The organism is Agromyces kandeliae, assembly GCF_009674665.1.
GTDB classification, from domain to species: domain Bacteria; phylum Actinomycetota; class Actinomycetes; order Actinomycetales; family Microbacteriaceae; genus Agromyces; species Agromyces kandeliae.
The window spans coordinates 314,331-339,230 of record NZ_WKJD01000012.1 but is presented as its reverse complement, the minus strand read 5'-3'; the positions used below and the strand labels follow the sequence as shown (position 1 = coordinate 339,230).

The 24,900-nt window shown below is 69.1% G+C and carries 23 protein-coding genes and 2 tRNA genes; 10 read left to right on the top strand and 15 right to left on the bottom strand.

Annotated elements, in window-relative coordinates:
* Window positions 1-72 precede the first annotated feature (72 nt).
* The 7 genes from GJR97_RS08705 (at window position 73) to pknB (ending at window position 8,835) form a co-directional block, all read left to right on the top strand.
* Entirely contained in the window at window positions 73-819 is a 747-nt protein-coding gene (locus GJR97_RS08705; protein WP_324613304.1) for a DUF3662 and FHA domain-containing protein, read from the top strand.
* Window positions 816-1,349 (top strand): FHA domain-containing protein FhaB/FipA, encoded by a 534-nt coding sequence (locus GJR97_RS08700; RefSeq protein ID WP_154346082.1) that lies wholly within the window; start codon window positions 816-818, stop codon window positions 1,347-1,349. Before GJR97_RS08705 ends, GJR97_RS08700 begins: the two co-directional genes overlap by 4 nt.
* Before the next feature lie 3 nt (window positions 1,350-1,352).
* Window positions 1,353-2,585 carry a PP2C family protein-serine/threonine phosphatase gene (locus GJR97_RS08695; protein WP_154346081.1) on the top strand — a complete coding sequence of 411 codons (1,233 nt, stop codon included), beginning with the start codon at window positions 1,353-1,355 and terminating at the stop codon, window positions 2,583-2,585.
* A gap of 61 nt (window positions 2,586-2,646) precedes the next feature.
* Complete coding sequence (locus GJR97_RS08690; protein WP_154346238.1) at window positions 2,647-3,978, top strand: FtsW/RodA/SpoVE family cell cycle protein; 1,332 nt, start codon at window positions 2,647-2,649, stop codon at window positions 3,976-3,978.
* Window positions 3,975-5,429, top strand: coding sequence for a peptidoglycan D,D-transpeptidase FtsI family protein (locus GJR97_RS08685; RefSeq protein ID WP_154346080.1), 1,455 nt, complete (start codon window positions 3,975-3,977; stop codon window positions 5,427-5,429). Before GJR97_RS08690 ends, GJR97_RS08685 begins: the two co-directional genes overlap by 4 nt.
* Window positions 5,426-7,105 (top strand): serine/threonine-protein kinase, encoded by a 1,680-nt coding sequence (locus GJR97_RS08680; RefSeq protein ID WP_154346079.1) that lies wholly within the window; start codon window positions 5,426-5,428, stop codon window positions 7,103-7,105. Before GJR97_RS08685 ends, GJR97_RS08680 begins: the two co-directional genes overlap by 4 nt.
* A 53-nt stretch (window positions 7,106-7,158) precedes the next feature.
* Window positions 7,159-8,835, top strand: a complete 1,677-nt coding sequence (gene pknB / locus GJR97_RS08675) for a Stk1 family PASTA domain-containing Ser/Thr kinase (protein WP_154346237.1) — start codon at window positions 7,159-7,161, stop codon at window positions 8,833-8,835.
* 4 nt (window positions 8,836-8,839) lie between these two features.
* On the opposite strand, the gene GJR97_RS08670 is transcribed toward pknB, so the two are convergent.
* Complete coding sequence (locus tag GJR97_RS08670) at window positions 8,840-9,478, bottom strand: anthranilate synthase component II (protein WP_154346078.1); 639 nt, start codon at window positions 9,476-9,478, stop codon at window positions 8,840-8,842.
* Entirely contained in the window at window positions 9,475-9,639 is a 165-nt protein-coding gene (locus GJR97_RS17865) for a hypothetical protein (RefSeq protein WP_195760645.1), read from the bottom strand. Before GJR97_RS17865 ends, GJR97_RS08670 begins: the two co-directional genes overlap by 4 nt.
* Before the next feature lie 96 nt (window positions 9,640-9,735).
* Between GJR97_RS17865 and GJR97_RS08665 the strand changes: the two genes are divergently transcribed.
* On the top strand, window positions 9,736-9,975 hold the full coding sequence (locus GJR97_RS08665) for a cell division protein CrgA (protein WP_129234281.1): 240 nt from the start codon (window positions 9,736-9,738) through the stop codon (window positions 9,973-9,975).
* 262 nt (window positions 9,976-10,237) lie between these two features.
* Here GJR97_RS08665 and GJR97_RS08660 read toward each other — a convergent pair whose 3' ends face one another.
* Window positions 10,238-11,095 (bottom strand): rhomboid family intramembrane serine protease, encoded by an 858-nt coding sequence (locus GJR97_RS08660; RefSeq protein ID WP_324613302.1) that lies wholly within the window; start codon window positions 11,093-11,095, stop codon window positions 10,238-10,240.
* A gap of 11 nt (window positions 11,096-11,106) precedes the next feature.
* Entirely contained in the window at window positions 11,107-11,646 is a 540-nt protein-coding gene (locus GJR97_RS08655) for a peptidylprolyl isomerase (protein WP_154346077.1), read from the bottom strand.
* A gap of 120 nt (window positions 11,647-11,766) precedes the next feature.
* Here GJR97_RS08655 and GJR97_RS08650 point away from each other — a divergent pair, with 120 nt between their 5' ends.
* Together GJR97_RS08650 and GJR97_RS08645 are read left to right on the top strand one after the other, a co-directional pair.
* The gene (locus tag GJR97_RS08650) at window positions 11,767-12,303 is read left to right on the top strand and encodes a hypothetical protein (RefSeq protein ID WP_154346076.1); all 537 of its coding nucleotides are present in this window, start codon (window positions 11,767-11,769) and stop codon (window positions 12,301-12,303) included.
* A 557-nt stretch (window positions 12,304-12,860) separates the two neighbouring features.
* Window positions 12,861-13,115: a hypothetical protein gene (locus tag GJR97_RS08645; RefSeq protein WP_154346074.1), complete on the top strand. Its 255-nt coding sequence runs from the start codon at window positions 12,861-12,863 to the stop codon at window positions 13,113-13,115.
* An 88-nt stretch (window positions 13,116-13,203) separates the two neighbouring features.
* On the opposite strand, the gene GJR97_RS08640 is transcribed toward GJR97_RS08645, so the two are convergent.
* From GJR97_RS08640 to dnaA, 11 genes are all read right to left on the bottom strand, one after another.
* On the bottom strand, window positions 13,204-13,647 hold the full coding sequence (locus GJR97_RS08640; protein ID WP_154346073.1) for an NUDIX hydrolase: 444 nt from the start codon (window positions 13,645-13,647) through the stop codon (window positions 13,204-13,206).
* 12 nt (window positions 13,648-13,659) lie between these two features.
* Window positions 13,660-14,451: a class I SAM-dependent methyltransferase gene (locus GJR97_RS08635; RefSeq protein ID WP_154346071.1), complete on the bottom strand. Its 792-nt coding sequence runs from the start codon at window positions 14,449-14,451 to the stop codon at window positions 13,660-13,662.
* Window positions 14,452-14,500: 49 nt separating this feature from the next.
* A tRNA-Ala gene (locus GJR97_RS08630) sits at window positions 14,501-14,573 on the bottom strand.
* Between the two features lie 42 nt (window positions 14,574-14,615).
* A tRNA-Ile gene (locus GJR97_RS08625) sits at window positions 14,616-14,689 on the bottom strand.
* Between the two features lie 65 nt (window positions 14,690-14,754).
* Entirely contained in the window at window positions 14,755-15,159 is a 405-nt protein-coding gene (locus GJR97_RS08620) for a DUF3566 domain-containing protein (protein WP_129233062.1), read from the bottom strand.
* Window positions 15,160-15,164: 5 nt separating this feature from the next.
* The gene (gyrA, locus tag GJR97_RS08615; protein ID WP_407643590.1) at window positions 15,165-17,678 is read right to left on the bottom strand and encodes a DNA gyrase subunit A; all 2,514 of its coding nucleotides are present in this window, start codon (window positions 17,676-17,678) and stop codon (window positions 15,165-15,167) included.
* Between the two features lie 79 nt (window positions 17,679-17,757).
* Entirely contained in the window at window positions 17,758-19,779 is a 2,022-nt protein-coding gene (gyrB, locus tag GJR97_RS08610; protein WP_154346068.1) for a DNA topoisomerase (ATP-hydrolyzing) subunit B, read from the bottom strand.
* A 123-nt stretch (window positions 19,780-19,902) separates the two neighbouring features.
* Window positions 19,903-20,382 (bottom strand): DUF721 domain-containing protein, encoded by a 480-nt coding sequence (locus tag GJR97_RS18205; RefSeq protein ID WP_242492141.1) that lies wholly within the window; start codon window positions 20,380-20,382, stop codon window positions 19,903-19,905.
* Window positions 20,375-21,616, bottom strand: coding sequence for a DNA replication/repair protein RecF (gene recF, locus GJR97_RS08600; protein ID WP_324613301.1), 1,242 nt, complete (start codon window positions 21,614-21,616; stop codon window positions 20,375-20,377). The genes GJR97_RS18205 and recF overlap by 8 nt, the downstream gene beginning before the upstream one ends.
* A 69-nt stretch (window positions 21,617-21,685) precedes the next feature.
* Window positions 21,686-22,837, bottom strand: a complete 1,152-nt coding sequence (dnaN, locus tag GJR97_RS08595) for a DNA polymerase III subunit beta (protein ID WP_324613352.1) — start codon at window positions 22,835-22,837, stop codon at window positions 21,686-21,688.
* A gap of 455 nt (window positions 22,838-23,292) precedes the next feature.
* A complete protein-coding gene (gene dnaA / locus GJR97_RS08590; RefSeq protein ID WP_407643589.1) occupies window positions 23,293-24,702 on the bottom strand; it encodes a chromosomal replication initiator protein DnaA in 1,410 nt (469 codons plus the stop codon).
* Window positions 24,703-24,900 lie beyond the last annotated feature (198 nt).

Below are 24,900 nucleotides of genomic sequence, written 5' to 3'. Positions count from 1 at the left end.
GCGCCGGGCCCCGGCGCATTGGCACGGCCTGCGGTTAGCATGTGAGTCGAAAACGCACCGGACGGGAGACCTGTGGGCCTACTGGACAACTTCGAGAAGGGTCTCGAGCGCGCGGTCAACGGCGCGTTCGCCAAGACCTTCCGCTCGGGGCTGCAGCCCGTGGAGATCACGGCGGCACTGAAGCGCGAGATCGACACGAAGGCGGCCGTCGTCTCCCGCGACCGGGTCCTCGTGCCGAACCGCTTCATCGTGCGGATGTCTCCCGCCGACCACCAGCGCATGGACTCGCTCGGCCCGGCACTCATCGACGAGCTCACCGACCTGGTGCAGAAGCACGCTGCGAACCAGCGCTTCCAGTTCGCCGGGGGGATCGCGATCGTGCTCCACGCCGACCCGGGCCTGTCGGAGGGCATGGTGCAGGTCGAGTCGCAGAACGTGAAGGGCCGCGTGGCCTGGACCCCCGTGCTCGACGTCGACGGCCGGCGGCATCCGATCCTCAAGGGCCGCACGGTCATCGGCCGCGGCAGCGAGGCCGACCTGACGCTCGACGACTCGGGCGCATCGCGCCGCCACGCCGAGGTGCAGTGGGACGGCCAGCGCGCCCGCGTGCGCGACCTCGGCTCCACGAACGGCACGCAGCTCGACGGCCGCGCGGTCAAGGAGTCGGTGCTCGAGCCCGACTCGGTCATCACGATCGGTCGCTCGCGTATCGTGTTCCGGGTGCTCGCCCAAGCCGACCCGACCGACACCGCGGCCTCCCGCGTCGATCCGGCTGCCCCGCGCCGCGACGACGGCGGATTCTGGGGGCCCGATCGATGAGTGAACTCACGCTGCTCGTCCTGCAGCTCGGCTTCCTGCTGCTGCTGTGGGTGTTCGTGTTCGCCATCGTCTACGCGCTGCGCAGCGACCTGTTCGGCCAGCGCGTCCGGAAGCTGCAGCCGGATGCCGCGGCCGCCTCCGCAGGCGCCGCCCCGTCGGCCAGCGCGACCGCTCCGACCGCCGCGGTCTCGAAGCCGGCCCCGGCGCCCACGGGCGGCGGGGGCGACGCCACCTCCGAGAACGCCTCGCGCCTCGTCATCACGTCCGGGGCGAAGTCGGGCGCCGAGTTCCCGCTCGGCCGCGACGAGATCACGATCGGCCGCTCGAGCGACTCCGCGATCATCATCCGCGACGACTACACCTCGACGCACCACGCCCGCCTGATGCTGTGGAACGGCCGCTGGATGATCCAGGACCTCGACTCCACCAACGGCACGTTCCTCAACGGCTCCCGAGTCACCGTGCCCACGCCCATCCCGCTGGGAGCCACCGTCAAGGTCGGAGCCACGACATTCGAGCTGCGGCGGTAGCCGATGGCCAGCGTCAAGGCGAGCGCGGCGGTCTCGCACGTCGGTCGGGTCCGCGCGAGCAACCAGGACTCCGGCTACGCCGGACGCCGGCTCTTCCTCGTCGCCGACGGCATGGGCGGGCACGCGGGCGGTGACGTCGCGAGCGCGATCGCGACCCGTCGCATCGCCGACGCCGACGCCGACTACGACTCGTCGGCGGACGCCGCCGCGGCCCTCGAGTCGGCCCTCCTCTCGGCGAACCGGAACCTCGAGGAGACGGTCGCCGAGCACTCCGAGCTCACCGGCATGGGCACCACGACGAGTGCGATGCTCGTCCAGCAGGACCGCGTCGTCATCGCGCACATCGGCGATTCGCGCGTCTACCTCTTCCGCTCAGGCGAACTCAGCCAGGTGTCGACCGACCACACGTTCGTCCAGCGACTCGTCGACGCCGGGCGCATCACGGCCGAGGAGGCCATGGTCCACCCCCGGCGGTCGGTGCTCATGCGCGTCCTGGGCGATGTCGAGGCATCCCCCGAGATCGACACGATGGTCATCGACACCCACCCGGGCGACCGGTGGATGCTGTGCTCGGACGGACTCTCGGGCGTCGTCTCGTTCGACGACATCCACGAGATGCTCGCGGCGGACGCCGGTGCGAAGCAGGTCGCGGACCGACTCGTCAAGGCCTCGCTCGACGGCGGCGCCCCCGACAACGTGACGGTGGTCGTCGTCGACATCGGCGACCCGCCCGCGCCCGACACGCCCCCGCTGATCGTCGGCTCGGCCGCCGCTCCGCTCGCGTTCGGCACCGCTCCCGAGCCGGCGCGTCGACCCGGCATCCGCCTCACGCCCTTCCGCCCGCACCCCGTGCAGGAGACGCACTTCGAGCCCGACTCGGAGGAGTTCTTCGACGAGCTCATCGAGGAGGACGAGCGCCGACGCCGCCGGCGGCGCATCATGTGGGGCGTGTGGATCGCATTGCTCGTCGGCGCGATCGTCACCGTGACCGCCCTCGGGTACCAGTGGACCCAGACCAGGTACTACGTCGGCGAGTACAACGGCCGCGTCGCGATCTACCAGGGCATCCAGCAGGACCTCGGCCCGATCTCGCTCCATCGCCTCCACTCCGAGACGCCCGTCGACATCGCCGACCTGAAGGCGTACGACCAGCAGCGCGTCGAGCAGACGATCACCGCTGGGACGCTCGAGGAGGCCATGCGCATCGTGGACCGATTGGAGGAGTCCGTTGACTGACCGTTCCGCGGCCCGCGCAGCCGAGCGCGCCCCCGCGACGGGGAGCGTGCGTCGCATCCGCATGCCCCAGAAGCTGCGGAACCTCGAACTCGGGCTGCTCATCGTCGCCTGCGTGATCAACGCGGGTGCCATCGTGCTCGTCCAGCTCGGCGCGCTCGGGAGGATCGACACGCAGCTCGTCCTGCTCGGCGCGGGCCTGTCCGCACTCGTGTTCGGGCTGCACATCGCCATGCGCTTCGTCGCACGCGACGCCGACCCGTTCCTCCTCCCCGTGGCGACGGTGCTGAACGGGCTGGGCATCGCGATGATCTACCGCATCGACATCGCCTACGGCGACGCTGGGTGGGACAGCGCAGCGGTCCGGCAAATCGTCTGGAGCGTCATCGCGATCGTCGCCGCGCTCGCGACGATCCTGCTGATCCGGAACCACCGCACGCTGTTCCGCTACACCTACCTCTCCGGACTCATCGCGATCGTCCTCCTGCTGCTGCCGCTGGTACCCGGTCTCGGACAGACCCGCGGAGGGGCCCGCGTCTGGGTCGGCATCGGCGACCTCGTCACGTTCCAGCCCGGTGAGATCGCGAAGATCGCCCTCGCCGTGTTCTTCGCGGGCTACCTGGTCCGCAACCGAGACTCGCTGTCGATGGTGGGTCGCACCTTCCTCGGCATGCGATTCCCGCGCGGACGCGACCTCGGGCCGCTGCTCGTGGTGTGGGCGCTGTCGATGGCGGTCATCGTCTTCCAGCGCGACCTCGGCACCGCCCTGCTGTACTTCGGCCTGTTCCTCGTCATGCTCTACGTCGCCACCAGCCGGCTCTCGTGGGTCGTCCTCGGCCTCAGCCTGTTCCTCGCCGGCGCCATCATCGCCAGCCAGACGCTCGACTACGTCAACGGACGCTTCCAGAACTGGCTCAACGCATTCGACCCCGCCGTGTACGACGCGCAGGGCGGCTCGTTCCAGCTCGTCCAGGGCCTGTTCGGCCTCGCGAACGGCGGTCTCATCGGGACGGGCCTGGGTCAGGGCCGCCCCGACCTCACGCCGGTGCCCCAGTCCGACTACATCATCGCGAGCCTCGGCGAGGAACTCGGCCTCGCCGGCCTCTTCGCCATCCTCGCCCTCTACGTCCTCTTCGTCGCCAGGGGCTTCCGCATCGGCTTCGCCGGACAGGACGACTTCGGCAAGCTCCTCGGCGTCGGCCTCTCGTTCGTCGTGGCCCTCCAGGTCTTCATCGTCGTCGGCGGCGTCACCCGGGTCATCCCCCTCACCGGGCTCACGACGCCCTTCCTCGCGGCCGGTGGTTCCTCGCTCGTCGCGAACTGGATCATCGTCGCGCTGCTGCTGCGGCTCTCCGACACGGTCCGGAACCACCCGAGGCTGGTGATCGACGGATGAACCGCGAACTCAAGCGGGTGACGATCGTCTCCCTCCTCATGTTCCTCACGCTCTTCGTCGCCTCGACGGTGATCCAGTACGTGCAGGCCGACAACCTCGCCGCCGACCCGCGCAACGCGCGGACCCTCTACCAGAGCTACTCCGTCGAGCGGGGGCCGATCCTCGTCGGCGGCGATCCGATCGCGTTCTCCGAGCCGTCCGACGACGACTACAAGTTCCAGCGGGTCTACGCGAACGGCCCGCTCTACGCGCCCGTCACTGGGTTCATCCCGGTGAACGGCGAGGCGACGGGTCTCGAGGGCTCGCTGAACGCGGAACTCAGCGGCACGTCCGAGTCGCAGTTCTTCGACTCGCTGAACCGCCTCATCTCCGGTCAGGACCCGATGGGGGCCTCGGTGGAGGTGACGATCGACCCGGTCGCCCAGCAGGCCGCGTGGGACGCGCTCGGCGACTACACGGGCGCGATCATCGTGACGCAGCCGAGCAGCGGACGCGTCATCGCGATGGTCACGAAGCCCACCTACGATCCCAACAGCCTCGCCGTGCACAACGGCGAGGAGGTCGAGCAGACGTACCAGAACCTCGTGGAGGATCCGGGCGACCCGCTCTTCAACCGTGCCACCGGCGGCGACATGAACCCTCCCGGGTCGGTGTTCAAGCTCGTCATGACCGCCGCAGCTCTCGAGTCCGGCCAGTACACGCCGGACAGCACGTTCCCGAACCCCGCCGAGTTCACGCTGCCCGAGACGAGTTCGGTCGTGCGCAACTCGAGCGGAGGCACGTGCGGCAGCGGCTCCGAGGTCACGCTCGCGACCGCCCTGCGGCTGTCGTGCAACATCCCGTTCGCCGAGCTCGCGCTGGAACTCGGCGACGACGCGATCCGCGCGCAGGCGGAGAAGTTCGGCTTCAACTCGAACTTCACGATCCCGAACCCCACCGAGACGAGCACGTACCCGGCGAACCCCGACGCGCCGCAGACCGCGCTGAGCGGCTTCGGCCAGGGCGACGTCCGGGCGACCCCGATGCAGATGGCGATGGTCTCCGCCGCGATCGCGAACGGCGGGATCGTGATGGATCCCGACCTCGTCGAGTCGATCACGGCGCCCGACTTCCGCCCGATCGAGGAGTTCGACGCCACGCAGTTCGGCCGTGCGATCAGCGAGTCGACGGCCCGGACGATGACCGAGATGATGGTCAACGGCGTCGAGAACGGTGCTGCGAGTAATGCAAGAATAGACGGCGTCAGCGTGGCCGGTAAGACGGGTACAGCAGAGAACGGCGAGGACGATCCCTACACCTTGTGGTTCACGGGTTTTGCCCCCGCCGACGACCCTCAGTATGCGATCACGGTGCTCGTGGAAGACGGCGGAGGGCTTGGTCAGGAGGGGTTCGGCAATCTGATTGCCGCGCCATTGGCGAAACAGGTACTAGAGGCGGTGCTGAACAAATGAGACCGAGTGCTGGGCTCACCTTCGGTGGACGGTACGAGCTGCAGTCCCGGATCGCCATCGGCGGCATGGGCGAGGTGTGGCAGGCCACCGACCTGGTCATCGGCCGTCAGGTGGCGCTGAAGATCCTCAAGGACGAATACCTCGGCGACCCCGGCTTCCTCGAGCGCTTCCGTGCCGAGGCGCGTCACGCCGCGCTCGTGAACCACGAGGGCATCGCCAACGTCTTCGACTACGGCGAGGAGGAGGGCAGCGCCTACCTCGTGATGGAGCTCGTGCCCGGCGAGGCGCTCTCCACGATCCTCGAGCGCGAGCACGTGCTCTCGACCGACAAGGTCCTCGACATCGTCGCCCAGACCGCGGCGGCCCTGCAGGCCGCGCATGCGGCGGGCCTCGTGCACCGCGACATCAAGCCGGGCAACCTCCTCATCACGCCCGACGGCCGCGTGAAGATCACCGACTTCGGCATCGCGCGGATCGCCGACCAGGTCCCGCTCACCGCGACCGGCCAGGTCATGGGAACCGTGCAGTACCTCTCCCCCGAGCAGGCGTCGGGACACCCGGCGTCGCCCACGACCGACATCTACTCGCTCGGCATCGTCGCCTACGAGTGCCTCGCGGGTCGCCGTCCGTTCACGGGCGAGTCGCAGGTCGCGATCGCGATGGCGCAGATCAACGAGACCCCGCCCGACCTGCCCGTCACGGTCTCCGAGCCCGTTCGGAACCTCGTCTACTCGTGCATCGCGAAGAACCCCGCCGACCGCCCGCAGACGGCGGCGCACCTCGCGCGAGCAGCCACCGCCCTGCGCCGCGGCGACGTCCAGGCGGCGGCCGCGGCCGTTCCGGCGATCCTCGGCGCCGCGGCCGGCATGACGGCAGCCACCATGCTCATGCCCCAGGCCGGTGCGAATACCGCCGCGACGACCGTGCTGGCCGCCGGTGCAGGCGTGCCCGACGGCGAGGAGGAGCCGCCCGCCGAGCGCAAGCGCAGCCCGTGGACGTGGCCGCTCATCGTACTCATCATCCTGCTCGCGCTCGTGCTCATCGGCACGCTGATCGCGCTCGCGCTGAACAGCGGCAACCGCCCGGCGGCGTCGACGTCGAGCGGTCCGCCGTCGTCGTCGTCCGCACCGCCGACCTCCTCGAGTGCGCCGCCGCCCGAGACCACCACCGCCGCCCCGACGACGGTGCAGATCGACCGTTCCGCCTACATCGGCCGGAGCGTCGACGACGTCCGTGCGGAGCTCGAGGGCCTCGGTTTCCCCGTGAACACCCAGGAGGGCGCGCCGGCCACGACCCCCGACCAGGCGAACACCGTCTCCGACGTCAACCCGAGTGGTCCCGTCGAGATCGGCACCACCATCACGGTCACCTACCTGGGCACGCCCGAGACGCCCACCGCGCCCGCGAACGCGCCCACGGTGAACCCGGCGGACGTCGCATCCGGCGGGATCGTCCAGGTGAGCTGGCCCGCGGCATCCTGTCCCTCCGGTCAGCAGCTCAGCGGCTACGAGGTGGCGGTCACGAACGACGCGACCGCGCCGAGCCCGGTGGGTGCCGGGACGACGAACGTCAACGTGCAGGCCGGCAGCCAGGACTTCGAGGTCACGTACCGGTACTTCTGCGGCCAGCTCGACTCGCCGTTCTCTCCCGCCGCCCCCGTGACCATCCAGCCCTAGCCTCCCGGAACGAGCCCTACACGAACGGAGACACCGTGAACGATGAAGATCGCATGCTCGCGGGTCGGTACCGCGTGGGTGCGCTCATCGGGCGCGGTGGCATGTCCGACGTCCACGTGGGCACCGACAGCCGACTCGGCCGTCAGGTGGCCATCAAGCTCCTCAAGCCGCAGCTCGCCACCGATCCGGCGTTCCGCATGCGGTTCCGCCAGGAGGCCCAGTCGGCGGCGAGGATGGCGCACCCGACGATCGTCCGCGTCTTCGACGCCGGCGAGGAGACCGTGCTCGACTCGTCCGGCCACGAGGTGCAGCTGCCCTTCATCGTGATGGAGTACGTCGAGGGCCGCCTGCTGAAGGACATCATCCACGACGGTCCGCTCGATCCGGCGGCCGCCGCCCGGGTGATCGACGGGGTGCTGACGGCGCTCGAGTACTCGCATCGCGCCGGTGTCGTGCACCGCGACATCAAGCCGGGCAACATCATGATCACGACCGGCGGCCAGGTGAAGGTCATGGACTTCGGGATCGCGCGGGCCGTGTCCGACTCGGCGACGACCGTCGCGCAGACCACGGCGATCCTCGGCACCGCGTCCTACTTCTCGCCGGAGCAGGCGAAGGGCGAGACCGTCGATGCGCGCACCGACCTGTACAGCACTGGCGTGGTCCTGTTCGAGCTGCTGACGGGTCGCCCGCCGTTCCGAGGCGACACCCCGGTCGCGGTGGCCTACCAGCACGTCAGCGAGCGGCCGGTCAAGCCGAGCGTGATCAACCCGAAGGTCTCGCCCGCCCTCGACGCGGTGGTGATGCACGCCCTCGCGAAGGACCGCACGACCCGGTACCAGACCGCTGCCGAGTTCCGCGCCGACGTCGAGGCCGCGGCATCCGGTCGGATCCCCGTCCCGAAGAAGACCGACGAGACGGCGCTGTTCTTCGGGACGCCCACGGGTTCGTTGTCCACGTCCGAACTGGCGCTCCGCCAACTCACCGAGGACGACACCATGACGCGAACGCAGCGTCGTCCGCCGGCGATCTGGATCTGGTCCGGCATCATCGCCGTCGTCGTCATCGTCGTCGCCGTCATGTACTGGGCGTTCAACCTCCAGCCGAGCGATACGCTGCCGTCCAACGCACGCGAGGTCCCCCAGCTGAGCGGATCGACGTGGGAGGAGGCGGCGAACGAACTGCAGGCGCTCACCCTGCCGCCCACCCGGATGGATCGCGTGAGCGACACCGTGCCCGCCGGGCAGGTGATCGAGACGGAACCGGCCGCCGGCGAGATCGTCGACACCGGGACGCCGGTCAGCGTGTTCGTGTCCACCGGTCGCGAGGCGGTCTCGGTTCCCGACGTCGTCAACATGCAGCTCGACCAGGCGAAGACCACGATCACCGATGCGGGACTCGCGCCCGGATCCGAGACGCGGCAGAACTCCCCCACCGTGGGCGCCGGGATCGTCATCTCGACCGACCCGGAGGGCGGGTCGTCGGTGGATCAGGGCAGCACCGTGAACTTCACGATCTCGTCGGGCAACGTGACGCTGCCCGACCTGACCGGGCAATCGCTCCAGGCGGCGTCCTCGTACCTCGGAACGTCGTCCCTGCAGCTGACGCCGACGCCCGTGCCCGACGGCAGCTGCGCGTCGCAGCCGGGGTCGCCGATCATCCGGCAGTCGCCCGCTCCGGGTGACGTGCCGCAGAAGTCGGCGGTCGAGCTCGTGTACTGCGCGGGTTGAGCGTTCAGCTCGCGCGCACGAGCGGGTTGAGCGACTGCGCGCGCTCGCGCGCCTCAGGCAGTCCTGCGATCGCCAGCCAGTTGCCGAGCATCCGGTAGCCGCCCTCGGTGAGCACGGACTCCGGGTGGAACTGCACGCCGAGGATCGGTGCGGTCGCGTGCCGGAGCCCCATGATGACCCCGCCGTCGGTGCGGCTGGTGACGACGAGGTCGTCGGGCACGGTGCCGTCCACGACCGCGAGGGAGTGGTACCGCGTCGCGGTGAAGTGCTGCGGGACGCCCTCGTAGAAGGGGCTGTCGTCGTGCACGACCTTCGACGTCTTGCCGTGCATGAGCTCCTCGGCGTTGGTCACGACGGCGCCGAAGGCCTCGGCGATCGCCTGGTGGCCGAGGCACACCCCGAGGATCGGCTGACCCGAGGCGAGCGCGGCCTCGACGACGGGGATCGAGACGCCCGCATCGGCGGGCTTCCCCGGGCCGGGAGAGATGAGCACCGCGTCGTACTCCGCGATGCGGTCGGCGACGTCGTCGACCGCGATGTCGTCGTTGCGGACGACCTCGGTCTCGGCGCCGAGCTCCTGCAGGTACCCGTTGAGGGTGTACACGAAGCTGTCGTAGTTGTCGATGACGAGGATCCGGGTCATTGCTCCACCGTGACGTCGATTGGGTTCACGATCCCATCCACCCAGGGGAAGACCCGGGTGGAGAGGACGAAGATCACGCCGGCGAGGATGGCCAGCACGAGGATGACGCGAAACCAGACCGGTCCCGGCAGGATACGCCACAAGGCCGGGTCCACGCTCATCGCCCCATTCCGCGACGGCCGCCGCGATCTCGTCGGGCGGACCTGCCGACGCTCCTCGGATCGGAGGCCCGAAGCGGGTGCAGTAGAATCTCCGGCATGGCACGCACCAATTCTTCGAAGCCCGCGCGCGCGGAGCAGCCGAGCGGCGAGGACGCGCCGAATCCCGTCTGGTTCAAGCCCGTCATGTTCGGCTTCATGCTGCTCGGCCTGGTCTGGATCATCCTCTTCTACGTGAGCCAGGGTGCGCTGCCGGTGGCCGCGCTCGGTTCGTGGAACATCCTCGTCGGATTCGGCATCGCCTTCATCGGCTTCCTCATGACCACTCGCTGGCGCTGACGCCGGCTCGAATGACCTCGAAGCGGGGCGGATGCTGCGGCATCCGCCCCGCTTTCCCCATCTCTGCACAGTGTTATCCACACCTTCCACAGGTTTCTCCACACCGTCCACACCCTGTGGAGAGGTGGAAAGCCCGGAATTCCGGACATCGTGTGGAATCACACCGGTGTAACTCTCCCCAACTGTGGACAGCGTTGTGGATAACCGTGGGCCGTCGCTCACAGCAGCCGCCCGAGTCGACGACCGCGGATGCGCGGCAGGCTCAGAAGACCGGGAAGAAGAAGTACCTCAGGCTGAGGATCAGCAGCACCAGGACGAGCGCCGCGAGCAGGACCACCTGCAGTGTGCGTTGGTCGCGCTTGCGGGTCTCGACGTAGATCAGGCCGACGAGCGCGCCCACGACGAGACCGCCCAGGTGCGCCTGCCAGGCGATGTTGAAGCCCGGGACGAACCCGATCACGAGGTTGATGCCGACGAGGATCAGCAGTTGCGTGGCGTTGCCGCCGAGCCTGCGTTGGATCACGAGGAAGGCGCCCATGAGGCCGAAGATCGCACCCGACGCGCCGACGACGCCGGTCCGGGGGTCGGAGAGCCAGAGCACGGCGACCGACCCGCCCAGGCCGGAGATGAGGTAGAGCGAGAGGAACCGCCAGCGCCCGAGCACGTTCTCGAGCAGCTGGCCGAAGATCCAGAGCGTGTACATGTTGAGCGCGACGTGGAAGATCAGTGCCGTCGAGTGCACCAGCATCGACGTGATCATGCGCCACGGCTCGAAGTTGAACGGCAGCGAGTAGACACCGGCGTAGAGGAGGCGGTCGGTGATCGCGAGCCCGGGGATGAGCTGCAGGAGGTAGACCGCGAAGGTGATGCCGATGATGGAATACGTCACCACCGGTGCGCCGCGACCAGCGGCCGAGCGGGCGCGCGTCAGCACTGCGGGCTTCGTCCGCGGTGCCGACGCGCGCTGCTCGCGCATGCATTCGGGGCAGATGACGCCGACCGGTGCGGGGGTCTGGCACTCCCCGCAGATGGTGCGACCGCAGCGCTGGCACAGCACGAAGCTCTGCCGGTCGGGGTGCCGATAGCAGGTGCTCGCGCGCTCGGGCGCCGGGTCGCTCACCGGGGTCGGACTCAGGCCTGCTCGACGGTGATCTTCTCGATCACGACGTCGTCGAGCGGTCGGTCCCGGCCGTCGGTCGGAACCGAGGCGAGCTTCTCGACGACCGCCTGGCTCGCGGCATCCGTCACCTTGCCGAAGATCGTGTGCTTGCCCTGCAGCCACGTGGTCGGGCCGACCGTGATGAAGAACTGCGACCCGTTGGTGCCCTTCCCACCCTGGATGCCGGCGTTGGCCATGGCGAGGACGTAGGGCTCCGTGAAGTCGAGCTCGGGGTGGATCTCGTCGTCGAAACGGTAGCCCGGTCCGCCGATGCCCTGACCGAGCGGGTCGCCGCCCTGGATCATGAAGCCGGGGATGATGCGGTGGAACACCACGCCGTCGTACAGGGGGTCGGTGGTGGTCTGGCCCGTCGCCGGGTGGGTCCACTCGATCTCGCCGGTCGCGAGGCCGACGAAGTTCTTCACCGTCTTCGGTGCGTGGTTCCCGTAGAGGTCGACCTTGATGTCGCCGTGGTTGGTGGTGATCGTCGCGACTGCGGTGGGATTCGGCATACCGACGATTCTCTCATGCACGATTCGGCACGAGGCTGGCAACCCCCGCCCTTTCCGCCCCACATCCGGCCGGTTCGGTGGCAGGATGGAGGAGTTCGCTGCACAACGATGGAGGTCGAGATGAGCCTGTCACGCAAGCGCCGGAAGGAACTCAAGCGGCTGCGCAGCAGTGCAGAGGATCTGTGGGGGAACCAGCAGGACGTGCTGGATCACGCGAGCAAGGTCGCCCGGGAGGCGAGCCGCCAGATCAACCTGCTCACGCAGGAGGAGGTCGTTCCGCGGGTGCGCACGGGCTACCAGAGCTATGTCCGGCCGGGCTTCGACCAGGCGCGGAGCTATGCACGGACCGCGGGCGACCAGGTCGAGCGGTCGCTCGGCAGCGCGCTCGGCTCGTTGCTGTCGATCGGCGACATCGCCAACGACACGCGCGTCCGCCGGGCGCTCGAGCGCGTCTCGCCGCGTGCCGCGGCCGAGGTGAAGCGCAAGCAGGGCCCGGGCGTGGGCACGTACCTCGCGATCGGTGCCGGCGTCATCGCGGCGGCCGGCGTCGCGTACGCGGTCTGGCAGACGTTCCGTGCCGATGACGAGCTCTGGGTCGCCGACGAGGAGCCGGCCACGGCATCCGACTCGGGTGCCGCACCGTCGCCCGTCATCTGACCCCACGGTTTCCCGACGGCCCCCGTCCACTCGTGGACCGGGGGCCGTCGCCGTCTGCGACCACCCAGCCCGCTCAGTGCTCACGATGATTTCGGACGGATTCCCGGAATCCCCTTGCGTGTGAGGAGCGAACGGCGCTATGGTCGTGACTCGGTTCGACCACCACGGTCGGCCACCACGGCCCAGGAGAGGAGGCGAGACCCCATGATGATGCAGCGAATCCAGTCGCCCGTCCGCGCGGTCGCCTTCCTCGGCGCTCCGTTCGCGGCCTGCTAGCACGCGCGTTCCCGCGCTGACCGCTCACCGCAGGTCCACCGCCTGACGAGGCACGCCCGCATCGCGGGCGACGTCCGTCCCCCGGCATCGATCCGAAGGATCCGCGTCCCGTCCGGACGCGTGCAGATCGCCGAGCCTCTCCCGCCACTCGTGCCATCGCGTCGCGACGCCCGCCACCGGGCGACGGATGCCGCGGCCTGCGTCCCGGGAGCCCGCACCCGTCACCTCCCGGCGCGTCGCACCCGCGCGCGTCACCGTCCCATCCGATGAAGGAACACACCGTGAACACCACACTCACCGCACCGCGTTCGACCGCGCAACAGGTGGCGGCCGGAAGCGGCCGCCTGCAGGAGCGGCTCGCCCGCCGAGCCGGTCTCGCGCTGCTCGCCTGGAGCCGCGCCGCCGAGGCCCGTCGTGCACGCAACGAGCTGGCTCGCGCCGACGTCCTCGCGCGCACGGCCGGACTCCAGCGCGAGGCCGACCGACTCCGCGAGGAGAACTTCAGCGCCCTCGCGCTCGTGGCCCGGACGCTCTGATCACCATGAACGCCGCATCCGGACCGATCACGACGGTCCCGTCCGCTCGCCGGGCGGGACCGTCGCCCGTCTCCGGCGCCGGCGTCCCTCAGGCCCGCGACGGCGCGCCGTCCGCCGGCTCCTCCGCGTTCATGCGCAGCGCGATGTCGAGCAGGCTCACCCTGGTGAGCGAGGCGACCTCACCCAACGGGAACCAACGCGCCTCGTCGCTCGATCCCCCGATCTCGTTCGCCAATCGTCCGCCCACGACGTGCGCGCGGTACACGATCCGCATCGCGTACAACGGCGCCGAACCGTGGTGGCGCTTCGCCGCCGGCACGACCATGGTGTCGATGCCGAGCAGCCGGTCGATCTCGGCGTCGTAGCCGGTCTCCTCGCGGATCTCGCGGGTGGCCGCCTCCAGCGGATGCTCGGCGCCCTCGATCCCGCCGCCCGGCAGCGTCCACGCGGACCGGCCGTGCTCGTTCCAGTGGGAGAGCAGGATCTCGCCGTCCCGGATGATGACCCCGTACGCGGCGATGCGGATGTCCATCCCGCCACTGTATTACCCGGCGATGAGCTCGAGCACTCCCGTCCGCGATGCGGTCGGCGGGTGCAGCCTCGTCAGCCAGCCGACGGCGCGTCCCTCGCCCGCCGCCACCGGCAGCTGCGCGGCGTGCAGTTCGAGGAGCAGGTGCCCACCCGTCGCCAGCCACGGGCGGGCGTCGCGGACCAGCCGACGCACGTGGCCGAGCCCGTCGGCACCGCCGCCCACGAGCGCAGTAGCCGGCTCGTGGTCACGCGCCTCGCGCGGCATGAGGGCGAGTTCCGCCTCGGGCACGTACGGCGGCACCGCCGCGATCGTCGTCAGCCTCCCTCGAAGCCGCGGTGGAAGCCCGTCGAGCGCATCGGCGAGGTGGACGTGAGCGGGCTCCGGCAGGTTCGCCCGGGCGAACGCCAGGGCGGCCGGGTCGAGATCGGCCGCGTGCACCTCGGCAGCGGGTGCGGATGCCGCGACCGCGGCGGCGATCGGCGCCACGCCGCAGTAGGCCTCGAGCATCACCGGTGCACGCGCCGCACGGACGCGCCGCACCGCGAGTCGCGCGAGGCGAAGGCTCCGCTGCCGCGGGACGAAGACGCCGGGGCCGACGGCCAGTCGGATCGATCCGAAGCGAACCCACCCGACGAGCGGCTCGATCGGCTCGCCTGCGGTTCGGCGGCGCACGAGCTGCTCGAGCTCGGCGTCATCCGCGGCCGCCGCGACGAGGATCGCCGCCTCGTCCTCGGCGAAGACGCTGCCGGAGCCCCGGAGGCGCGATGCGATCTCGTCGATCCGATGATCTGGACGGGCTGCCACTCCCCCAGTCTGGTGCAGGGAGCCGGCGCGGCGTGAGGCGATGGGACTGTGGAGCCTAGGAGATTCGAACTCCTGACATCCTGCTTGCAAAGCAGGCGCTCTACCAACTGAGCTAAGGCCCCGTGGCGGATGCCCTGGGGCATCCGGGTGTGGAGTTATCGGAGTGGGGATACGAGGACTTGAACCTCGGACCTCTTCGTTATCAGCGAAGCGCTCTAACCGCCTGAGCTATATCCCCGAATTTCGGCCGAAGGAAAGACTACCCGAAGGGTTCGGGATCGTGAAATCGAGCCGAGGACGGCGTCAGTTGTTGGTGAATCCGACGAGGATGCCGCCCGTGATCTTGACGCTGAGGTTGTACAGCACGGCCACGACGGCGCCGAGCGCGGTCGTCACGACGAGGTTCAGGAGCGATGCCACGACGGCGAAGCCCATGACGTTCCCGACCGACAGGATCGAGCGCAGGTCGGTGCCCGCGCCGGCCACGTCCTGGACCAGGCTGTTCAGGTTCTCGAACAGTCCGGTCGACTGGACGATCGTGAAGACGAGGAACGTCGCGACGATGTTCACCACGGAGAGGCACACCGCCACGAGGAAGGACAGCTTCACCGCCGACCAGAAGTCGATGTACACCAGGCGCAGGCGCACCTGCTTGGCCGGGGGCTTCCGGTTGGACTTGCCGGCAAGTTTCTCGGCGACACTGCTCATGACGCTCACTCCTCTCCCGCGGTCTCCGCCGCTTCGGACTCCGCGGCCTCTTCCACCAGGTTCCGCTCGGAATTCTTCGCGATCGCGATGATGCGATCGTCCGCGACGAACTTCGCGAACACGACGCCCATCGTGTCCCTGCCCTTGGCGGGGACCTCGGCGACGTCAGAGCGTACCACCTTGCCGCTGGCAAGAACCACGAGGACCTCGTCCTCGCGTGCGACCGTCAGCGCGCCCGCGAGGTCGCCGCGATCGTCGCTCAGCTTTGCCACCTTGATGCCGAGCCCGCCGCGCTGCTGCTTGCGGTACTCCTCGATCCGCGTTCGCTTGGCGTACCCGCCCTCGGTCACGACGAAGACGTACGTGTTCGCCGCGCTCTGCTTCTGCCCGGAGTCATCCGCCGGCGCATCGGCCACGTCGTCGCCGTTCGAGTGGGGCACGACGGATGCCGCGAGCAGCTCGTCGCCCGAGCGGAAGCTCATGCCCTTCACGCCCGAGGTCGAGCGCCCCATGGGGCGGAGCGCGTCATCCGTCGCCTCGAAGCGGAGCGACATGCCCTTCCTCGAGACGAGGAGGATCTCGTCGTGCTCGTCGACGAGCATCGCCGAGACGAGCTCGTCGCCCTCGCGCAGGTTGATCGCGATGACGCCGCGGGAGCGGTTGGTGTCGTAGGCCGTGAGCTCGGTCTTCTTGACCAGGCCGTCGCGCGTGGCCAGCACGAGGTAGGTCGCGACCGAGTAGTCGCGGATGTCGAGGATCTGCGCGATCTCCTCGTCGGGCTGCAGCTCGAGGAGGTTCGCGACGTGCTGTCCCTTCGCGTCGCGGCCGGCCTCCTGGATCTCGTACGCCTTGGCCCGGTACACGCGGCCCATGTTCGTGAAGAACAGGAGCCAGTGGTGCGTCGTGGTGACGAAGAAGTGGTCGACGACGTCGTCGGCGCGCAGCTGCGCGCCCTTCACGCCCTTGCCGCCGCGGTGCTGCGAACGGTAGTTGTCGCTGCGCGTGCGCTTGATGTACCCGCCGCGCGTGACGGTGACGACCATCTCCTCCTCGGGGATCAGGTCCTCGACCGACATGTCGCCGTCGAACCCGGGGACGATGTGGGTGCGGCGCTCGTCTCCGAACTTGTCCACGATCTCGCGGAGCTCGTCGGCGATGATGGTGCGCTGTCGCAGCGGGGTCGCGAGGATGTCGCGGTAGTCGGCGATCTGGCGCTCGAGCTCGGCGGCCTCGTCCATGATCTTCTGGCGCTCCAGCGCGGCGAGACGACGAAGCTGGAGTTCGAGGATGGCGCGGGCCTGGAGCTCGTCGATGTCGAGCAGCTTCGTCAGTCCGTCGCGCGCGTCTTCCGCGGTCGCCGAGCGACGGATGAGCGCGATGACCTCGTCCAGCGCGTCGAGCGCCTTGAGGTAGCCGCGCAGGATGTGCATCCGCTCCTCGGCCTTGCGGAGGCGGAACGCCGTGCGGCGCACGATCACGTCGACCTGGTGGTCGACCCAGTGCGAGATGAACCCGTCGATCGAGAGCGTGCGCGGCACGCCGTCGACGATCGCGAGCATGTTCGCGCCGAAGTTGTCCTGCAGCTGCGTGTGCTTGTACAGGTTGTTCAGCACGACCTTGGCGACGGCGTCGCGCTTCAGCACGATCACGAGACGCTGGCCCGTGCGTCCCGACGACTCGTCGCGGATGTCGGCGATGCCGGCGAGCTTGCCGTCCTTCACCAGGTCGGCGATCTTGATCGCGAGGTTGTCGGGGTTCACCTGGTAGGGGAGCTCGGTGACGACGAGGCAGGTGCGGCCCTGGATCTCCTCGACGTTGACGACCGCGCGCATCGTGATCGATCCGCGGCCGGTGCGGTAGGCGTCGTGGATGCCCTTCACTCCGAGGATCTGCGCTGCGGTCGGGAAGTCGGGGCCCTTGATGCGCTGGATGAGCGCGTCCTGGAGCTCCTCGCGCGTGGCATCCGGGTGCTCGAGCGCCCACAGGGCGCCGTCGGCGACCTCGCGCAGGTTGTGGGGCGGGATGTTGGTCGCCATGCCGACCGCGATGCCCACCGAACCGTTGACGAGCAGGTTCGGGAACCGGCTGGGCAGGACCGTCGGCTCCTGCGTGCGGCCGTCGTAGTTGTCCTGGAAGTCGACGGTCTCTTCCTCGATGTCGCGCACCATCTCCATGGCGAGCGGCGACATCTTCGTCTCGGTGTACCGGTGCGCAGCGGCCCCGTCGTTGCCAGGGGAGCCGAAGTTGCCCTGGCCGAGCGCGAGCGGGTAGCGCATCGACCACGGCTGGACGAGCCGGACGAGCGAGTCGTAGACGGCACTGTCGCCGTGCGGGTGGAACTGGCCCATCACGTCGCCGATCACGCGCGTGCACTTCGAGAACGCGCGATCCGGGCGGTAGCCGCCGTCGTACATCGTGTAGATGACGCGGCGGTGCACGGGCTTGAGCCCATCGCGGACGTCGGGCAGCGCACGGCCGATGATCACGCTCATCGCGTAGTCGAGGTACGAGCGCTGCATCTCGAGGTGCAGGTCGACCTGGTCGATGCGACCGTGGACGCCGAAGCCGCCGTCGTCGGGAACGCCGGGCTCGATGATGTCAGATGTCAAGGAAACGCACGTCCTTCGCGTTCTTCTGGATGAATGCACGGCGCGACTCGACGTCGTCGCCCATGAGCGTCGAGAAGATCTCGTCGGCCGCCGCGGCGTCGTCCATCGTGACCTGCAGCAGGGTGCGGGTCTCGGGGTTCATCGTCGTGTCCCACAGCTCCTGGTGGTTCATCTCGCCGAGGCCCTTGTAGCGCTGCACGCCGTTCTCCTTGGGGAGCCGGCGGCCGGCGGCCTGGCCGTCGACGATGATCGCGTCGCGCTCGCGATCGGAGTACACGTAGTCGTGGTCGGCGTTCGACCACTTGATGCGGTACAGCGGCGGCTGCGCGAGGTAGACGTAGCCCATCTCGATCAGCGGTCGCATGTACCGGAAGAGGAGGGTGAGCAGCAGCGTCGTGATGTGCTGTCCGTCGACGTCGGCGTCGGCCATCAGGACGATCTTGTGGTACCTGGCCTTGTCGGGGTTGAAGTCCTCACCGATGCCCGTGCCGAAGGCCGTGATCATCGCTTGGATCTCGGCGTTGCCGAGCGCGCGGTCGAGGCGCGCCTTCTCGACGTTCAGGATCTTCCCGCGCAGGGGCAGGATGGCCTGGGTCTCGGGGTTCCGCCCGGTCTTCGCCGATCCGCCGGCCGAGTCGCCCTCGACGAGGAAGATCTCCGACACGGTCGGGTCCTTGCTCGTGCAGTCGCTGAGCTTGCCGGGCATGCCGCTGGACTCGAGGAAGCCCTTCCGTCGGGTCGCCTCGCGGGCCTTGCGCGCCGCGATGCGGGCGGTGGCGGCCTGCTGCGCCTTGCGGATGACGTCGCGGGCCTGGTTCGGGTTGCGGTCGAACCAGTCGCCGAGCTGCTCTCCGACGACGCGCTGCACGAACGACTTCGCCTCGGTGTTGCCGAGCTTGGTCTTGGTCTGGCCCTCGAACTGCGGCTCGGACAGCTTGACCGAGATCACCGCGGTGAGGCCCTCGCGCACGTCGTCGCCCGAGAGGTTGTCGTCCTTCTCCTTGAGGATGCCCTTCTCTCGCGCATACCGGTTGACGAGGCTCGTCAGCGCGGCACGGAACCCCTCCTCGTGCGTGCCGCCCTCGTGGGTGTTGATCGTGTTCGCGTAGGTGTGGACCGACTCCGTGTACGCGGTCGTCCACTGCATGGCCACCTCGAGGGCGATGTGGCGGTCGGTGTCCTCCGCCTCGAACGAGATGATCTCGTCGTTGACGAGCTCCACCTTCTTCGACCTGTTGAGGTACTCGACGTAGTCGACGAGCCCGCGCTCGTAGAGGAACGTGTCGGTGCGCTGCACCGGGATCGTGATGGCACCCGTCGTCGGGGTGTCCTCCGGGTCGATCTCGACGTGACCGGCGCGCATGTCGGTCAGCGTGATGCGGAGGCCCTTGTTGAGGAACGCCATCTGCTGGAACCGGGTGCGGAGCGTCTCGTAGTCGAACTCGACCGTCTCGAAGATGTCGGCGCTCGGCCAGAACGTGATCGTGGTCCCCGTCTCGGACTCGGGGATCGCCTCGTCCTGCGAGAGCGGTGCGACCGGAACGCCGACGGAGAACGACTGGCGCCAGACGTGGCTCTGCCGCTTGACCTCCACCTCGAGCCGACTCGACAGCGCGTTCACGACGGATGAGCCGACCCCGTGCAGGCCGCCCGACACCGCGTACCCGCCGCCGCCGAACTTGCCGCCGGCGTGGAGCACCGTGAGCACGACCTCGACCGTGGAGCGCCCCTCGGTCTTGTGCATGTCGACGGGGATGCCGCGACCGTTGTCGACGACCCTGACCCCGCCGTCGGGCAGGATCGTCACGTCGATGTCGTCGGCGTAGCCGGCGAGCGCCTCGTCGACCGAGTTGTCGACGATCTCGTAGACGAGGTGGTGGAGTCCGCGTGGCCCGGTCGAGCCGATGTACATGCCGGGGCGCTTCCGAACCGCTTCGAGGCCCTCGAGAACCTGGATCGCGTCGGCGCCGTATTCAGGCGCACCCTGGGCCTTCGTCGGTTCCGCTGTCATGGGTGAATCGGGCTCCAAACCGTCGTTCTGGCGACTCTCGATCCTATCAACTCCGGTGGTCGCCCGAAGCGCTCCGCGCCGATCTGCGGCCTCGAGAGAGGTGAAGTGACCGATTTTGCCTTCTCAGCCGTAGGTGTCGCGCGGACCGCGCCCTGGAACCGATCTGGGACCCCTTTTCCAGGTGGGGGCATCCGGGCCTTGGAAACGGATGGTGTCGACGCCCGCGCGGGGATGGCGTTCGAGGATCGCCCGGATGAGCTCCTCGCGCATCATCCGGAGCTGCGTCGCCCACGCCGTGGACTCGCATCGGACCTGGAGCACGCCGCCCTCGATCGCGATGGGCTCGGAGTGCCGGGCGATGTCCTCTCCGGCGATCTCGGGCCACGCGGACAGCAGTTCCTGCTGCGAGAGTGCGCCGGTCCACCCGAGCTGGGCCGTGAGTGCGTCGATCGCGGCACCGAGCGGCTTCGGGTCGCGGCCCGGGGTGAACGGCTCGCTCCCCTCCACCTCGCGCGTGCGCACACGTGCGCGCCCGGGTCGGCCCCTCGGCTCGCCGCCGAAGATCTCGCGGAAGTGCTGGTACGTGCGTGCGGCCTCAGACACCGGATGCCTCCGACGGCATGTGCGCCTCGGACGACTCGGCGTCGCGGAGCGGTGCGAGCTCGTCGACGACCGCGCCGGCCGCGATCCGGATGACGCGGCCCGCGAGCGGCTCCGGCACGTCTTCGAGGACGGCCGCGGTGATGAGCACCTGCTCGAAGTCGCCGACCGCGGCGGCGAGCCGCTCCCTCCGCATGCGGTCGAGTTCGGCGAACACGTCGTCGAGCAGGAGCACGGGGTCGCCGGTCGTCGAGTCGCGGCGGAGCAGCTCGGCCGACGCGAGCCGAAGCGCGAGCGCGAACGACCATGACTCGCCGTGGCTGGCGTAGCCCTTCGCGGGCAGGTCGTTCAGCAGCAGCCGCACGTCGTCGCGGTGCGGGCCGGCAAGGGTGACGCCCCGCTCGAGCTCCCGGCGACGGAGTGACCGGAGCGCGGACGCGAAGCGTTCGGTCGTCGGCGCCCGGCCGGATGTCTCGGGGTCGGAGACGTCCCCTCCGGTCGCGGACGCGGCATCCGTCGGCTCGTCGTCGGGGTCGGCTCCATCGATCGAGAGGACCGACTGCAGTTCCGGACGGTGGTCGTCGTCGACGATCGAGCGGTACGCGGCCGCGAGGGGTTCGCGGAGCTCGGCCACGAGCTCCGCGCGGCGATCGACGAGTTCGGCACCGAGCTCGACGAGCCGTTCATCCCAGATGTCGAGGGTCGTCAGCTGCGACGCGGCGAGACCACGCGCGCGGGCGCTCTTCAGGAGCGAGTTGCGCTGCTTGAGCACGCGGTCGTAGTCGGCCATGACGCCGGCGAGGCGCGGGATGCGCTGGACGAGCAGCCCGTCGAGCATCCGACGGCGAACCGACGGCTCGCCCCGCACGATCGCGAGGTCCTCCGGCGCGAAGAGCACCGTGTGCGCATATCGGGGCAGGTCGCGAGGCTTGGCCGCTCCCCGGTTGACCTGCGCTCGGTTCGCTCCCTGCCGGTTGAGCTGCAATTCGAGCAGGACCTCGCGACCTTCCGCCGAGAGCAGCGCGCGGATGATCGCGGCGTCCGCGCCGGACCGGATCAGCGCCTGGTCGCTCGAGACGCGATGCGAGCCGAGCGTCGCGAGGTAGCCGATCGCCTCGACGAGGTTGGTCTTGCCCTGGCCGTTGCGGCCCACGATGACCGTCGCGCCCCGCTCGAACGACAACTCGGCCGATCGGTAGTTGCGGAAATCGGTGAGCGAGAGCCTCGCGACGTGCACGGTGCGGCTCCCTTCCTGCGAACCCCCACGGTACCCGCCCGCGCCGACATCGCGGCGCGGGGTGCCGGGCTATCGCAGCAGCAGGTTCGGCTGCAGCAGGTAGCGGTAGCTGTCGGCGCCCGCCTGTTCGCGCGACGTCTGGCTCGTGATGAGCACGGGCCCCGGCTTGTTGGGGTTCTCGGTCTTGGTGAAGGAGATGCGCACGAACTCGCTGGGCACGGCCTGCAGGCCGTCGAGGAGGAACTGCGGCTTCAGGGAGACGACCGTGTCGTCGCCGGTGAGGATCGCATCGATGGACTCGGACGCCTGGGCCTGCTCGCTGCCGATGGCCTCGAGCGTGAGTCCGTCTGCCGTGAACGAGTAGCGGAGCGCGGCCTCGCGCTCGAGCACCAGCGCCACGCGACGGGTCGCCTCGATGAGCTCGGCGGTGTTCATCACCGCGTAGTTGTCGACCGTCTCGGGGAACAGCCGGCGCACGGGCGGGAAGTTGCCCTTGATGAGCAGGCTGGTGACCGTCTTCCGATCGGCCGAGAACGCGATGAGCTCGCGGTCGTCGCGACTCGTGATCGCGACCGAGATGGTGCCCGAGTGGCCGAACGTCTTGCCGACCTCCTGCAGCGTGCGCGCGGGGACCAGGGCCGTCGTCGCCTCGGTGTCGCCGGCCACGCCGCCGCCGTCCCAGTCGATCTCGCGGATCGCGACCCGGTAGCGGTCGGTGGCGACCAGACTCAGGTTCGTCTCGCGAACCTCGAGCTGCACGCCGGTGATGACGGGGGTGACGTCGTCGCGGGATGCCGCGACCGCGACCTGCGCGACGGCCGATGCGAACTCCTCGGCGGGCACGACGCCGGTCTGCTCGCCGATCTCGGGAATCGACGGGTACTCCTCGACGGGCATCGACAGCAGCGTGAAGCTCGCGGACCCGCACGTCACGGAGATCCGCGATTCCTCGGTCGACACGCGCACGGGCGCGTTCGGGAGGCGGCCCGCGATCTCGGCGAGGAGCCGGCCGGACACGAGCACGGTGCCCGGCTCGTCGACGTCGGCCTGGATCTCGGTCCTCGAGGAGACCTCGTAGTCAAAGGACGAGAGGACGAGTCCGTCGCCCTCCGCCTGGATCAGCACGCCGGAGAGGATCGGAAGGGTCGTGCGCTGCGGCAGCAGCTTGACGGCGAACGACACGGCCTCACTGAAGACGTCGCGATTGACCTGGAACTTCACGGTTCTCCCGTCGTGGAGGTGCTGGATGGCTCCCATGCTATCCGGACGCCTGTTTCCGGGGCGGGGATTTCCCCTGCCCCGATGCGCGGCCGGGGCTCGTCCGACCCGCCCGATCCCAGGTTGCCGAACGCCGTGTGTTAATCCAGGTATCTCTTAACGGTGTTAACCGGTGTGGAAACTGTGGATGGCGTTCGGAGATCCGCGTGATGGCGCCGATGCGAGGCCCCCGGCTCTGTGCACGGTGTGTGGAAACCGACGTGAGCGGCATCCGTCGTCGACGACCGGTGTTCGGAGTTGTGCACAGGCCCGGTCGGCGTCTCAACAGTCGTGGCGCGGTTGCTCGTTAACAATCCACAGATTTTCCACACCTGTGCGGAATCGCGATGACCGGCACCCGAGCACCGTGTCGAGGGCGCGCCGAGGGACCGCGCGAGCGCGGCATCCGTCGTCGCGACTCAGCGGTAGCGGGCGGTCTGCTTGATGCGGGCGGTGAGTTCGGTCACCTGGTTGTAGATCGAACGGCGCTCCTTCATGAGCTCCGAGATCTTCTTGTTGGCGTACATGACGGTCGTGTGGTCGCGATTGCCGAAGAGCTGGCCGATCTTCGGCAGGCTGAGGCTGGTCAGCTCACGGCACAGGTACATCGCGATCTGACGCGCGGTCGCGACCGCCTGCGATCGGCTCGACCCGTAGAGGTCGTCGACCGTGAGCTTGAAGTAGTCCGCGGTCGCCGTGATGATGTCGACCGGCGCGACGACGTTGTCCGTGTCATCCGTGATCAGGTCCTTCAGGACCGTCTGCACGAGCGGCATGTCGACCGGCGTGCGGTTCAGGCTCGCGAAGGCGGTCACCCGGATGAGCGTGCCCTCGAGCTCGCGGATGTTGCTCGACACCTTCGACGCCATGTACTCGAGGATGTCGTCGGGCACCTGGAGGTGCTCGTTCTGCGCCTTCTTGCGGAGGATCGCGATGCGGGTCTCGAGGTCCGGCGCCTGGACGTCGGTGATGAGGCCCCACTCGAATCGGCTGCGCATGCGGTCCTCGAAGCCGGTCAGGTGCTTCGGCGGCACGTCGCTCGTGATCACGACCTGCTTGTTGTGGTCGTGCAGCGTGTTGAAGGTGTGGAAGAACGCCTCTTGCGTCTCCGCCTTGCCCTGGAGGAACTGGATGTCGTCGATCAGCAGGATGTCGATGTTGCGGTAGCGCTGCTGGAAGAGCGAGCCGCGATTGTTCGCGATCGAGTTGATGAAGTCGTTCGTGAACTCCTCGGAACTCACGTAGCGAACGCGGATGCCGGGATACAGGCTCATCGCGTAGTGGCCGATGGCGTGCAGGAGGTGCGTCTTGCCCAGGCCCGAGTCGCCGTAGATGAACAGCGGGTTGTACGCCTTCGCCGGCGCCTCGGCCACGGCCACGGCCGCGGCGTGCGCGAACCGGTTGGACTGGCCGATGACGAAGCTGTCGAACGAGTACTTCGGATTCAGCCGCGCGTCGCGAGGTCGGTCGATGCTGCCGCTGCCGCTGTCGAAGATGGGCTGCGGGCCCACCTGGGGTTCGTCGAGCCCCATCGCCTGGGCGGCCATGCCCGCGCCGCCCATCCCGGGTCCGGTGCCGACGGATGCCGGGCCCCCCATCGGTCCGTTCGCGGCGGGTTCGGCTGGGCGAAGCTCCTCGAGTTCGGGGTTCACGACGACGTAGAAGGAGGTGACCGGCGACGGGGCCTCGATCGCGCTCATCGCCGAGAGGAGCGAGACCCGCATGCGCTGGTTCAGCATGCTCGCGGTGAAGTCGTTCGGAACCTCGAGGTAGAACGTGCCCGCCGCGATGCCCTTCGGCTCGACCAGGTTCAGGAAGCCCTGCAGCATCGGAGTGATCGCCGCGTCGTCGGAGAGTCGTTCGAGGACCGTCGCCCACGTCTCGCTGATGGGCTGTTCCGTCATCGCTCCCCGCAATCTGTCGCACCGTTCGGCGGCCGCTCGTCGCTCCCCCGAGCGATTCGGTGGAGCGGCCCGAAGGCGTCTGTTCACAACGTTCTCCACCACCTGTGAGCAGACTTGCGAGAA

What these genes read in the sequence shown, in the direction of transcription:
- GJR97_RS08695 (WP_154346081.1), top strand. Translation starts at nt 1,353, where the DNA reads ATGGCCAGCGTCAAGGCGAGCGCGGCGGTCTCGCACGTCGGTCGGGTC.
- gyrA (WP_407643590.1), bottom strand. Translation starts at nt 17,678, where the DNA reads ATGCAGCGCTCGTACCTCGACTACGCGATGAGCGTGATCATCGGCCGT.
- GJR97_RS08655 (WP_154346077.1), bottom strand. Translation starts at nt 11,646, where the DNA reads ATGCCGAATCCCACCGCAGTCGCGACGATCACCACCAACCACGGCGAC.
- GJR97_RS08650 (WP_154346076.1), top strand. Translation starts at nt 11,767, where the DNA reads ATGAGCCTGTCACGCAAGCGCCGGAAGGAACTCAAGCGGCTGCGCAGC.
- dnaA (WP_407643589.1), bottom strand. Translation starts at nt 24,702, where the DNA reads ATGCTGCAGGGCTTCCTGAACCTGGTCGAGCCGAAGGGCATCGCGGCG.
- GJR97_RS08685 (WP_154346080.1), top strand. Translation starts at nt 3,975, where the DNA reads ATGAACCGCGAACTCAAGCGGGTGACGATCGTCTCCCTCCTCATGTTC.
- GJR97_RS08670 (WP_154346078.1), bottom strand. Translation starts at nt 9,478, where the DNA reads ATGACCCGGATCCTCGTCATCGACAACTACGACAGCTTCGTGTACACC.
- pknB (WP_154346237.1), top strand. Translation starts at nt 7,159, where the DNA reads ATGCTCGCGGGTCGGTACCGCGTGGGTGCGCTCATCGGGCGCGGTGGC.
- GJR97_RS08700 (WP_154346082.1), top strand. Translation starts at nt 816, where the DNA reads ATGAGTGAACTCACGCTGCTCGTCCTGCAGCTCGGCTTCCTGCTGCTG.
- GJR97_RS08680 (WP_154346079.1), top strand. Translation starts at nt 5,426, where the DNA reads ATGAGACCGAGTGCTGGGCTCACCTTCGGTGGACGGTACGAGCTGCAG.
- GJR97_RS08665 (WP_129234281.1), top strand. Translation starts at nt 9,736, where the DNA reads ATGGCACGCACCAATTCTTCGAAGCCCGCGCGCGCGGAGCAGCCGAGC.
- GJR97_RS08690 (WP_154346238.1), top strand. Translation starts at nt 2,647, where the DNA reads ATGCCCCAGAAGCTGCGGAACCTCGAACTCGGGCTGCTCATCGTCGCC.
- GJR97_RS17865 (WP_195760645.1), bottom strand. Translation starts at nt 9,639, where the DNA reads ATGAGCGTGGACCCGGCCTTGTGGCGTATCCTGCCGGGACCGGTCTGG.
- GJR97_RS08620 (WP_129233062.1), bottom strand. Translation starts at nt 15,159, where the DNA reads ATGAGCAGTGTCGCCGAGAAACTTGCCGGCAAGTCCAACCGGAAGCCC.
- GJR97_RS08640 (WP_154346073.1), bottom strand. Translation starts at nt 13,647, where the DNA reads ATGGACATCCGCATCGCCGCGTACGGGGTCATCATCCGGGACGGCGAG.
- gyrB (WP_154346068.1), bottom strand. Translation starts at nt 19,779, where the DNA reads ATGACAGCGGAACCGACGAAGGCCCAGGGTGCGCCTGAATACGGCGCC.